Origin of the sequence: Anoxybacillus thermarum (genome assembly GCF_000836725.1) — a bacterium.
Lineage (GTDB): Bacteria > Bacillota > Bacilli > Bacillales > Anoxybacillaceae > Anoxybacillus > Anoxybacillus thermarum.
In genome coordinates this window covers 25,245-37,884 of sequence record NZ_JXTH01000005.1, presented here as the reverse complement: position 1 = coordinate 37,884, position 12,640 = coordinate 25,245, and the positions used below count along the sequence as shown (strand labels likewise).

10 protein-coding genes and 2 tRNA genes are annotated in these 12,640 nt (G+C 40.3%); all 12 read right to left on the bottom strand.

Annotated features, from left to right (window positions below; genetic code table 11):
- Positions 1–21: 21 nt before the first annotated feature.
- The 12 genes from LH47_RS02115 to LH47_RS02060 all read right to left on the bottom strand — a co-directional run bounded on the left by LH47_RS02115 (position 22) and on the right by LH47_RS02060 (position 12,633).
- Positions 22–1,230 carry a S1C family serine protease gene (locus LH47_RS02115; RefSeq protein ID WP_043964382.1) on the bottom strand — a complete coding sequence of 403 codons (1,209 nt, stop codon included), beginning with the start codon at positions 1,228–1,230 and terminating at the stop codon, positions 22–24.
- A gap of 112 nt (positions 1,231–1,342) precedes the next feature.
- Positions 1,343–2,131, bottom strand: a complete 789-nt coding sequence (locus LH47_RS02110) for an MBL fold metallo-hydrolase (RefSeq protein ID WP_043964380.1) — start codon at positions 2,129–2,131, stop codon at positions 1,343–1,345.
- Positions 2,132–2,136: 5 nt separating this feature from the next.
- The gene (locus tag LH47_RS02105) at positions 2,137–2,922 is read right to left on the bottom strand and encodes a two-component system regulatory protein YycI (RefSeq protein WP_043964378.1); all 786 of its coding nucleotides are present in this window, start codon (positions 2,920–2,922) and stop codon (positions 2,137–2,139) included.
- Positions 2,909–4,237, bottom strand: a complete 1,329-nt coding sequence (locus tag LH47_RS02100; protein WP_043964445.1) for a YycH family regulatory protein — start codon at positions 4,235–4,237, stop codon at positions 2,909–2,911. The genes LH47_RS02105 and LH47_RS02100 overlap by 14 nt, the downstream gene beginning before the upstream one ends.
- A 5-nt stretch (positions 4,238–4,242) precedes the next feature.
- Positions 4,243–6,057: a cell wall metabolism sensor histidine kinase WalK gene (gene walK / locus LH47_RS02095; protein WP_043964376.1), complete on the bottom strand. Its 1,815-nt coding sequence runs from the start codon at positions 6,055–6,057 to the stop codon at positions 4,243–4,245.
- 4 nt (positions 6,058–6,061) lie between these two features.
- Positions 6,062–6,766, bottom strand: coding sequence for a response regulator YycF (gene yycF, locus LH47_RS02090; RefSeq protein WP_043964375.1), 705 nt, complete (start codon positions 6,764–6,766; stop codon positions 6,062–6,064).
- A 101-nt stretch (positions 6,767–6,867) separates the two neighbouring features.
- Positions 6,868–6,940 (bottom strand) — tRNA-Phe (locus LH47_RS02085).
- A gap of 256 nt (positions 6,941–7,196) precedes the next feature.
- Positions 7,197–7,272: transfer RNA gene (locus tag LH47_RS02080), tRNA-Asp, on the bottom strand.
- Between the two features lie 97 nt (positions 7,273–7,369).
- Complete coding sequence (locus tag LH47_RS02075) at positions 7,370–8,656, bottom strand: adenylosuccinate synthase (RefSeq protein WP_043964373.1); 1,287 nt, start codon at positions 8,654–8,656, stop codon at positions 7,370–7,372.
- 116 nt (positions 8,657–8,772) lie between these two features.
- The gene (gene dnaB, locus LH47_RS02070; protein ID WP_043964443.1) at positions 8,773–10,137 is read right to left on the bottom strand and encodes a replicative DNA helicase; all 1,365 of its coding nucleotides are present in this window, start codon (positions 10,135–10,137) and stop codon (positions 8,773–8,775) included.
- Positions 10,138–10,213: 76 nt separating this feature from the next.
- Positions 10,214–10,663 carry a 50S ribosomal protein L9 gene (rplI, locus tag LH47_RS02065; RefSeq protein ID WP_021094400.1) on the bottom strand — a complete coding sequence of 150 codons (450 nt, stop codon included), beginning with the start codon at positions 10,661–10,663 and terminating at the stop codon, positions 10,214–10,216.
- Complete coding sequence (locus LH47_RS02060; protein WP_043964370.1) at positions 10,660–12,633, bottom strand: DHH family phosphoesterase; 1,974 nt, start codon at positions 12,631–12,633, stop codon at positions 10,660–10,662. Before LH47_RS02060 ends, rplI begins: the two co-directional genes overlap by 4 nt.
- Positions 12,634–12,640 lie beyond the last annotated feature (7 nt).

The window sequence follows — 12,640 nt, the reverse complement described above, 5'->3', positions numbered from 1 at the left end:
AGGGGATGCCCTGCCGTTTCATTATAATGATTGTTTGGCCAATTTTAATGTCACGGTTTGTTTTTTGCCATCGCGATAAAACGTTACTTTCATCGTATCGCCAATTTGTTTGCGATTATATAAATGCTTTCTTAAGGCGATGACATCTGGAATGTTTTCGTCATCTAACGCGACAATGACATCAAATTCACGTAAGCCAGCTTGGGCAGCTGGTGATCCCGGTACGACTTGTAAAATAGCAACCCCTTCTTTCACGTTTGCCGGCAAATGAAGCGTCTGTTGCCAATGATATGCTGGAATATCACTTAATGAACGTAACTCTACGCCCATATATGGTCGGCGAACTTGTCCAAACTTCTCTAAATCCGAAATGATCGGTTTTGCATAATTGATCGGAATAGATAATCCGATGCCTTCCACCGCTTCTTGCGCAATTTTCATCGAGTTAATTCCAATGACTTGACCTTCGATATTTACGAGCGCTCCTCCGCTGTTTCCTGGGTTAATCGCAGCGTCTGTTTGTAATACTTCTGCATGCCAATCAGGGATGCTATCTTGATCAATATCAATTGGAATTGTACGGTTTACCCCAGAAATAATTCCTTGCGTCACAGAACCTGCAAATTGTAACCCAAGCGGGTTCCCAACTGCAATCACTGGCTCCCCGACCTTGACGACATCTGAGTTACCGAATTCAGCTACGTTTGTGACATGTTTCGCATCAATTTCTAATACTGCTAAATCCGTCCATACATCACTTCCAAGGAGACGAGCTGGCACTTTTGTTCCGTCGCTTAAGCTCACTTCGACACGGCTCGCACCTTCAACAACGTGATGGTTAGTGACGATATATGCCTTATTGCCTTCTTTTTTATAAATAACACCGGAACCTGTTCCGGCTTCTCCGCCTTCTGACCAAAAACTTGCCTCTTGAATATTTACAATGCCGACAACCGCATTAGATACTTTGTCTACGGCTTTCGTTACTTGAGTGACGACATCTACTGCTACACTTTTATCTACTTTTGGCTGCTCTGTCACAGTCGTCTGTTTTTCTTCCGTTTGTTCAAGTGAATAAGGTAACACGTCCCATTTCACTAGCGAAGGAATAGAGACGATGACAAGCATTCCGCCTAAAACCGCTCCGACTAATCCTGCTAAAAACGTGCCCCCGCGGTTCCCTTTTTGTTTTTGACGAACATGTTCATAATGATCATCATAATAGCCCATTTTTCACCCGTCCTTTCTATCTCAAATATTGACCCATTTTCCATTATAACCTGTTTTTTCGCTCATCATCTAACAATATACATACGTCATGGTGGTGAAAAAACGGTGAAATTTATACGGAAACGAGCGCTGTCGGACGAACAGGATCCGTATCATACAATTGAAAACATTCTCCGACGATCATCCCTTTTTTCTCAAGCGTCTGAGCAACTGTCATTCGCGCTAATTCTTTCATATTGTTATCTTGGCTTAAATGAGCTAAATAAATGCGTTTTGTTTTGTCACCGATCACATCCGCTAAGGCGAGACCGGCATCTTCATTCGATACGTGTCCGACGTCACTTAAAATACGCCGCTTAATATTCCATGGATATTTCCCCATACGTAACATTTCTACATCATGGTTGCTTTCAAATACAAATACATCGGCATGACAAATGACACCTTTCATGCGCTCGCTAACATACCCTGTATCTGTGATAAGCGCTAACTTTTTTCCCTCGTAATGAAACACATAAAACATAGGCTCGGCGGCATCGTGCGACACGCCAAATGACTCAACATCTATATCTCCAAACGTGCGAACTGCACCAGTTGGAAAAATAAATTTTTGTTCAGATGGAATGTCACCAATGAGCCCATCCATCGCTTTCCACGTTTTTTCATTCGCATAAATCGGAAGGCGGTACTTCCGAGCAATGACGCCTAAACCTTTAATATGGTCGCTATGTTCATGCGTCACTAAAACACCTGTGACATCTTGAATACGGCGGTCAATATGAGCAAATAGTTGCTCTAATTGTTTTCCGCTTAACCCTGCATCAACAAGCAACCTTTCACGTTCCGTTTCTACGTAAAAGGCGTTACCCGTACTGCCGCTCGCCAAAACGCTAAACCTCATGTTATTCACTCCAACACTTTATTTTCATCGCTAATCACTTGTCCTTCAAATGCGTTTACATAATAATCTGTTTTTCCATTCACAACAACGTGCCATGTCGGTGTTAATACTTGCGAAGTAGTGAATTGGACAAGCGCGTAATAGCCAAGATCGATTTTCGTTACTTGATCACCTGGCTTTAAGTAATTTCGCTTATACAACGTCTCTAATGCTTTAATTGCTGGCAAAATTTCTTGTTTTTTCTCGTTTTTTTCTAAATCAATGAGCAACGTTTGTTCATAACCGACCATTTCATTTTGATCGTTCACATAAATAAGCAACATACTGCTTATGTTTTTATAAATCGTCTTGCCTTCGTATTGTTGAAAATAAATGAGCGCTCGTAAATCTTCGTCGTACTTCCAAAACGCATATTGATCACCCGCAATGATATTTTGCCTTAAAAACTCTGTTAAACGATAACCATCTTTTGGGTCTTGCAATGGAATAGGTTTAATAAAATGAGCTTGCAAAACAGTTTCATTTGCCGCTTCTACTTGTTGGTTTGGCAAATTTTTAACTTCTTCTTCCGTAAACGTTTTACTTTTCCCGCTGACATATGTCGCTTTCGTGATCTCCTTTGGCAAATCGACATATGTAATGCCATCCGCTTCAAGTTGTTCTTCAATTGTCGCTTCTAAAATGACATCAAGCTGGCTACTATTTTTTTTCTGAATAAATTGGTACCCTAAAAATATATCAAGAATGAAAAATGTAATAATAAAAATCGTCTTCGTTTTACTCCAATCCAATGATATCCCCTCTTCGTTCATCTGTCGTCATCACAATTTTGCGCCATGTTCCGTTATATAAACAGTACCAAGCTGGTTCTAACATGACGATATTTTCCCGCTCCGAATCACGAATGAGCTCATAACCGATTGCAATATCATCAATTAACTCATGTTGAATATTTTTTTGTTTTTTCAACTGATCAATGACTTCATATCCAGACGAAAGTGTAATTGGCAAGCTCACCCGGTCAGGAATAGCTAACGTAAATAACGGACGTTGATAATTGATAATCTCATTTTCTCCCCATATTTGTATAATTTCTGCCATACCGTAACGATTAAATACAGGATAACCATTGGCAAACAAACGAAAAGTTACTTTTCTACCGTTTTCCCCTAAGCGATCAAAATAATACGTATCCGTCCAGCCACCATGATCGTTCACAAAATCGATACTTTTTTGCAAGATCGTTGGATCAAGCGTTTGTGTTTCGCCACGAGCCGCGGGATTGACATACAATAGTAACTTTTTAGATAAATCGACATCCATTAACCGCGAGCCATCTGTATATTCTTCTCCGAAGTTGAGCACATCTTTTTTCACAAAACTCGGATCTGTAAATAGCGCATCTTTAAAACGATCTGCGCTTAATTCGTCCATATAGTATTGCAATCGGTTTAATACAAGTGGACGAGCTGGTAAAAATAGCGCTTTTGTTTCACTTATGTCGTACGATAAAAATGGGGTATAACGCTCTGCGCGTGCATAATATGTTTGTTTCAAATTCTCCATCGCCACATCTTGAGCGACCGCTTTATATATACGCTTTTCGTGGGCAGATACGAAATATACGTGAATTTCTTCTTCGTTTTCATTCATTGGAATAATGATGCGATCAAAGCGAACTTTTTCAACATCTGTATCCTCTATTTGAAAAATCGTACGATACATTTCAATCGGTATGTCGTCTGGATAAATAATTTCTATTTTTCCTTTCCCATGGATAAACGAAAGAAATTGTTCTTTTTTCACTATGTCTGATATATTTTCAAAATGATCGAACGTCCAATTTTTCATTTCCTTCATAAATTTATAAATGTCTGAATGATGCGTCATCCCGTAATGTTGTGCATCTTTATGAATAAAAATATAACGCGGCTGAACGACTGTGCCATAATCGACCGCAACATTGCTGACAGGGACGTTTTGAATGTATTTTGCGTTTTCAATGAAGTCATATTTCGGCTGATACGTCCATAAACTCCACGTTAAAAAAACGCTCGTACATACAAGAATCGTCAATACAATCGATTTAATCGTTTCGTATTTCATCGTTTTCATCCTTTTTTCTGTTGTTCAATCGGCAAAGTAAAGTAAATCGTTGTCCCTTTCCGTTCTTGACTTTCAGCCCAAATACGCCCACCATGTGCGACGACAACTTCTTTTGCAATAGCAAGACCTAGCCCTGTTCCACCGAGCTTCCGTGAGCGCGCCTTGTCGACACGGTAAAAGCGCTCGAAAATTTTTGATAAGTCTGCTTTTGGAATACCTACTCCCTCATCTTTCACGCTTACTCGAATATCGCTTTCTAGTTTTTCAACGCGAAACGTAATTGTTCCACCTTGTGGCGAGTATTTAAGGGCATTCGAAATAATATTATCGAGCACTTGGGTAATTTTATCTTCATCCATATGAACAATAATTTTTTCATCTGGAAAGTTACGAACAAATGAAACGTTTTCTTTTTTCGTTAATTCAAATCGGTCAATCACTCTATGGAAGTAAGGAACGAAATGCACACGTGTTTTTTTCAATTTATAGTCTTTGCTGTCGAGCTTAGAAAGTTGCAATAAGTCATTCACAAGACGAATCATTCGTTCCGTCTCGTTTTGGGTAACTTCAATAAATCGTGGAGCAATTTCCTCGTCGCGCCACGCTCCATCAGCGAGCGCCTCTAAATAACTGCGCATTGTCGTTAACGGGGTCCGTAGCTCGTGCGAAACATTAGCGACAAACTCGCGACGATCGCGATCAATTTTTTCATGTTCTGTAATATCGTGCAACACAACGATTAATCCGTTTACAAACCCTTTTTCTTTTTGAATAACAGATAAAGAAGCACGTAAAATGTACATTTCTTCTTCTGTACTAAAATCTAAAATTAACGTTTCACGCTCTTCAAGTAGCGTTTCAAACGTGTATTGTTCATCCAATCCTAATACGCTCACAATAGGGGCAGACAGCACTGTTTCACGTGAAACATTTAAAATATTTAGCGCTGCATCATTAATTAAAATAATTCTCCCTTTTCTATCTGTGGCGATCACACCATCTGTCATATGCGTCAATACTGATTCTAACTTACGGCGCTCTCCTTCAGTCGTCGCTTGCGCTTCTTGCAATTTTTTCGTTAAGTTATTAAAACTGAGCGCGAGCTGTCCAATTTCATCATACCCGTATACTTTTACTTTCCGTGAAAAATTACCTTTCGCCATCGCTAGTGCTTGTTTACGCATATCTGAAATTGGACGCGTAATCGTTTGCGCTAGTAAAATGCCTAACAACGCTGTAATGACTAAAGCGATTCCTGTTCCAGTCGCTAAAATGTTATTAATTTGCCTCATTTGTGCAAAAACATTTTCCATCGAGGCGATAACATAAATAGCCCCCTTCATTTCGTTCTTTACTTTAATTGGTGTCGAGGAAATATACATGCGGTGCCCTGTTTTCGGATCGACAAGCATTTTTTCCGTCATTTCGCCTGCAACTAACGTTCGTTTAATGAGTAAATCTGTCGTACGTTTTCCGACAATATTTTGATTGTATGGGTTCGATGTTCCTAATACTTTACTTTTATTATCAATAACGCGCACTTCTGAAATATCTTGTGAGACGAAATCTTGTAAAATCGAACGAATTTCCTCTTCGAGTGTAGGACTTTTTTTATCCCGTTCTTTATTCATTTCTTGTTCAATGTTATAGGCAAGTAAAATCACGCGCTCATTCAACGAGTTTTTAAAGTTTTCAACGAGTTGCGCTTCTAATTGGCGTACGAAATAAGCCCCGATAATTTGCATCGCAATTAAAATAAGCAAAATGTAAATTAGGGCAAATTTGACGTGAATCGATTGAAATATGCTTACTTTTTTCATGCTGTTACTCCTGTTCCGGGTTTCGTAAATAATACCCCACTCCGCGTCTTGTCACAATCCACGTCGGATGCGAAGGGTTGTCTTCAATTTTTTCACGCAAACGTCGAACCGTTACATCAACGGTACGCACATCGCCAAAATAATCGTACCCCCATACCGTTTGAAGTAAATGTTCACGTGTCATTACTTGACCGATATGTTTCGCTAAATAGTAAAGAAGTTCAAACTCGCGGTGGGTTAATTCAATTTCCTCGCCTCGTTTAGATACAATATAAGCGTCTGGATGAATGGTGAGCGAACCAATTTTTATTTCGCTCATTTCCTTTACATCTTGTTCTTGTCTTTGTTGATGGCGACGCAAATTAGCTTTCACGCGCGCCAGCAACTCGCGCGTGCTAAATGGTTTCGTGACATAATCGTCCGCACCGAGCTCTAGTCCAAGCACTTTATCAATTTCAGAATCTTTCGCTGTCAACATAATGATCGGCATATCGTATTTTTTACGAATTTCGCGGCATACTTCCATACCATCTTTTTGTGGAAGCATAATATCTAATAAAATTAAATCAGGTTGAATATCTTCTACTTTTTGTAGTGCCTCCATCCCGTCGTATGCACAATATACGTCATATCCTTCTTTTCTTAAATTAAATTGCAAAATGTCAGCAATCGGCTTTTCATCATCAACAACTAAAATTTTTTTCTCCATTTATGTTCACTCCCCCAAAAAGGCGTATTTACATATAGTGTACCATGTCACTATTATAAAATAAAAAAGCATAGACACATATATGTATCTATGCTTACAAGTGGCTCGGGACGGAATCGAACCGCCGACACAAGGATTTTCAGTCCTTTGCTCTACCGACTGAGCTACCGAGCCATATTAACTATAGCTTCACACTTTATTTATTCGAAGACCAAACGTCCTTCGTCCCGCTCTCGATTTGCTTACTCAAGATGCGGCTCGAGCGGTACGCTGGTGCCTGATCAATGAAGTCCATTCAGACGTGCTCTACCAACTGAGCTACCGAGCCATATTAACTATAGCTTCACACTTTATTTATTCGAAGACCAAATGTCCTTCGTCCCGCTCTCGATTTGCTTACTCAAGATGTGCGCCCATGATTATAAAAAAATGGCGGTTCCGACGGGATTCGAACCCGCGATCTCCTGCGTGACAGGCAGGCATGTTAACCCCTACACCACGGAACCGTATTCTAACAGACATCTATCATTTTATTATATAATTAGTAATAAGGCAATAGTTTTTTTAAAAAAACGTCGACGAACGAGTCATCGACGTTTTTTCTTATGCATATACGTTGCGGACAACATTCGTTTGGGAACGGTCTGGCCCGACAGAGAAAATAGAAAGTGGAATACCTGTCAATTGCGAAATGCGTTCAACGTAACGGCGTGCGTTAGCTGGAAGTTCGTCTAAGCTTTTTACGCCAGTAATATCTTCTGTCCACCCTGGCAATTCTTCATATACAGGTTCGCATTCCGCTAGCACTTTCAAGCTTGCAGGAAACTCTTCGATGATCTGTCCTTTATATCGATAAGCGACGCAAATTTTTAACGTCTCAATACCTGTTAATACGTCGATTGAGTTTAAAGATAAATCTGTAATTCCACTAACTCGGCGTGCATGGCGAACAACAACGCTATCAAACCAACCGACACGGCGTGGGCGCCCTGTCGTCGTTCCATACTCGCGGCCTACTTCGCGAATGCGGTCACCGATTTCATTGTTTAACTCCGTTGGAAACGGACCGTCACCGACGCGTGTTGTATATGCTTTAGCTACACCAACAACATGTTTAATTTTTGTCGGACCAACACCTGCACCAATCGTTACCCCACCGGCCACAGGGTTAGATGACGTAACGAACGGATACGTTCCTTGGTCAATATCTAACATGACGCCTTGGGCACCTTCAAATAAAACACGACGTCCTTCATCGAGCGCATCGTTTAATACGACAGACGTATCGCAAACATACTTTGCAATTTGTTGCCCATATTCATAATATTCATCAACAATGTGTTCTAGTTTAAATCCTTCAACACCGTACACTTTTTCAAAAAGTACGTTCTTCTCCGCTAAATTACGGGATAATTTTTCTTCAAATACTTCACGATCGAGCAAATCTGCGATGCGGATGCCGACACGTGCCGCTTTATCCATATAAGCAGGGCCAATTCCTTTTTTCGTCGTTCCGATTTTATTAGCCCCTTTTCGTTCTTCTTCTACTTCATCAAGCTTTAAATGATAAGGCAAAATCACGTGGGCACGGTTGCTGATACGTAAATTTTCCGTGCTTACACCACGCTCATGTAAATACGCTAATTCTTGCACAAGCGCTTTCGGATCAACAACCATTCCGTTTCCAATGACACAAATTTTATCTTTATAAAAAATGCCAGAAGGAATTAAATGTAATTTATACTTTTCGCCGTTAAATACAATCGTATGTCCGGCGTTATTTCCACCCTGATATCGTGCAATCACTTCTGCATGTTGTGATAAAAAGTCTGTAATTTTTCCCTTTCCTTCATCGCCCCATTGTGTTCCAACAACAACAACTGAAGACATGGTGAGCACCTCCGCTTCATCAATTCCAAACAAAGTAAGTGTACCAAATCAACTACGAAAAATCAATAAAAAACCGAACGTTTATATATGTTTTTATCATTTTTATTCGTATTCAATTAAGCTCCAGGCGGAACGTTTGCATCATCGAAGCGGCGCTCTAAGTTGACAAACTTGTTATACTCTTTAACAAAAGCAAGCTGTACAGTACCAACTGGACCGTTCCGTTGTTTTGCGATAATAATTTCAATGATGTTTTTGTTTTCCGATTCTTTATCGTAATAATCATCACGATATAAAAAAGCAACAATATCTGCATCTTGCTCAATACTTCCCGATTCACGCAAGTCAGACATCATCGGGCGTTTATCTTGGCGCTGCTCCACGCTACGAGAAAGCTGTGATAAAGCAATGACAGGAACATCTAATTCACGAGCTAACGCTTTTAATGAGCGAGAAATTTCCGATACTTCTTGTTGACGATTTTCGCGGTTTCGTCCACTTCCTTGGATAAGCTGTAAGTAGTCGATTAATACCATTCCAAGTCCGTGTTCTTGTTTTAGGCGACGACACTTGGCACGAATTTCACTTACGCGAATGTTCGGCGTATCATCAATAAAAATACCAGCATTCGAAAGGCTTCCCATCGCCATCGTCAACTTTCCCCAGTCTTCCGGTGTCAGTTTGCCCGTCCGCAAGTTTTGAGCGTTAATGTTTCCTTCCGCACAAAGCATACGCATCACAAGCTGTTGCGCTCCCATTTCTAAGCTGAAAATGGCCACATTCTCACTTGTACGCGTCGCTACATTTTGTGCAATATTTAATGCGAATGCCGTCTTTCCGACAGATGGACGAGCAGCAACAATAATAAAATCGCTTCGTTGAAATCCAGCCGTCATTCGATCTAGCTCAATAAAACCGGTTGGGATTCCGGTGATTTCACCTTTACGATTATGGAGCATTTCAATATTGTCATATGCTTGAACGAGCACATCTTTTATACTTTGAAATCCGCTCGTATTTTTTCGTTGCGATACTTCTAAAATTTTTCGCTCCGCTTCATTTAACACATCTTCTACTTCATCTTCCCGCGTATAACCGTCTTGAGCAATAGATGTAGCTGTACGAATTAAACGGCGTAAAATAGATTTTTCTTCTACAATTTTCGCATAATATTGTACGTTTGCCGCCGTCGGAACAGCGTTCGCTAGCTCGGTTAAGTATGAAACGCCCCCTATTTCTTCAAGGGCATTCGCATCTGCGAGTTCAGATGTAACGGTCACTAAATCGACTGGTTCACCACGATCAGATAGTTGCAACATCGTTCGGAAAATTTTTTGATGGGCAGCTCGATAAAAATCTTCGGGAATTAATATTTCTGAAGCGGTTGTGAGCGCGGATGGCTCCAATAAAATCGCTCCGAGCACAGCTTGCTCAGCTTCAATATTTTGTGGGGGGAGTCGATCAGCAAATACGTCGTTCATATACACTCACCATCCTTTCTCATAAGAAAAATGTGATTATATGCACGGAAAAGATCCGGCATAAAATCACATTTCATTACTTTTGCTCTTGCACATGTACTTTTAATGTTGCAGTCACTTCTGGATGAAGCTTAATTGGTACATTCGTATATCCTAGCGCTCGAATTGCATCATCTAATTCAATTTTCCGTTTATCAATCTTAATGTCATGTTGTTGCTGGAGCGCCTCAGCAATTTGTTTGCTTGTGATCGAACCGAATAAACGACCTCCCTCACCAGCTTTCGCAAACAACTCGACTGTCAACGTATCCATTTTTTCTTTTAATTGTTTTGCGCGGGCTAATTCTTCTTCCGCTTCTTTTTTTTGTTTATTTTTTTGCGCTTCTAACGCTTTTAAGTTCGCTGGAGTTGCTTCAATCGCAAGACCTTGTTTAAATAAAAAGTTTTGCGCATAACCATCTGCAACGTTTTTTACTTCTCCTTTTTTCCCTTTTCCTTTCACGTCTTTTAAAAAGATGACTTTCATGTTTCTTTACCTCCTTCAATATATTCTCGAATAGCTGCTCGCAATCGTTTTTCTGCTTCGTCAATCGTTACATTGGCAAGCTGAGTCGCCGCATTCGTTAAATGGCCTCCGCCATCGAGTTTTTCCATAATTAACTGAACGTTGACATCTCCCAATGAACGAGCACTAATTCCAATCGTTTGATCGTTTCGCTTCGAGATGACAAACGAAGCGACAACACCATGTAAAGATAATAACGTATCCGCTGCTTGAGCGATTAAAACAGGATCATACGTTTCGTTCATATTTCCTTTCGCAATCGCAAAACCGTGCTCATCAATGATAGCGTTCTCAATTATTTTAGCACGTTTAATGTAATGCTCAATATTTTCTTTTAACAATTTTTGGACAAGTGTTGTATCCGCCCCTTGCGCCCGTAAATATGAAGCGGCATCAAACGTTCGTGATCCTGTGCGCAACGTAAAACTCTTCGTATCAACGACAATCCCAGCTAATAAAGCTGTCGCCTCAAGCATAGAAAGCTTCGAACGTTTCGGTTGATATTCTAGCAATTCCGTCACTAACTCTGACGTTGATGACGCATACGGTTCCATATAAACGAGAATCGGATCTTGAATGAATTCTTCACCGCGACGATGATGATCAATGACTACAACCCGATCTAGTCGCAACAATAGCCGTTCTTCAATCACAAGAGAAGGTTTATGTGTATCGACGACAACAAGCAATGTATCTTCTGTTGCTAACTCTAATGCTTGTTCAGGGGAAATAAAGCGAGACCAAAGTTCCGTCTGCTTTTTGACCGCCTCAAGCAACCGTTGTACTCCAGAATCAATGTGGCTCGTATCAATAATAATAAACGCTTCTTTTTGATTCATTTGAGCCACTTTTAAAATACCGATGGCAGCACCAATGGCGTCCATATCGGGATATTTATGTCCCATAATAAACACTTGTTCACTTTCTAAAATGAGCTCTTTTAGCGCATGTGATATGACGCGGGCCCGAACCCTTGTCCGTTTTTCCATTGGATTTGTTTTCCCACCGTAAAATTTCACTTTGCCATTCGGTTGTTTAACCGCTACTTGGTCGCCACCACGTCCAAGCGCTAAATCTAAACTTGACTGAGCCAACGCCCCTAATTCCGGCAAAGAAGGAGAATTTGTTCCAATACCGATACTTAACGTTAACGGCACATGATTTTTCGCTGTTTGCTCACGCACTTCATCTAAAACAGAAAATTTATTTTTCTCTAGCTGTTGTAAAATATGTTCATTTAACACAGCGACAAATCGATCAGACGACGTACGTTTTAAAAATAACCCGTATTCGCTCGCCCATCTGTTTAAAATGGACGTCACTTGACTATTGAGCTGGCTTTTCGTTTGATCGTCCATTCCTTGCGTTACATCATCGTAATTGTCGAGAAAGATGACTCCTAATACGATTTTTTCTTGCTCGTATTTTTTCTCTAGTTCTGCTTGTTCAGTAATATCAAAAAAGTAAAGTAACCGTTCTTCTCGACGAATGATTACTTTAAACGTTCGATCATGTAAAGTAATGACTTCTTCGGTTGTCTCTTTTTTCATTAACGGAACGAGTTGCTCAGCAACATCATATAACGATCGGCTAACTAACGTATCCACTCCAAAGCAAGAAGATAAAAAAGTGTTTGTCCACTCAATTTCTAGCTCATCATTAATGAGCATGATGCCAATCGGCATACCCATTAACGCTTCTTCTCCAACTTTTTTAATGCGGTAAGAAAGGGTAGAAATATAATCTTCAATTTCCTCTTGAGCGACTTTATACGATCGAAATACGTGAAATAACGTCGGTCCAAGGAGCACAGCAGCAACTATCCCAATCACCCATTCAAAGTACGTTACGATAAATAGCAATATGAACGTAATACCAATTAAAACATACAAGGGATAGCGGTGCCTCTGCTTTTCATACAAACTGGACATGAACGTC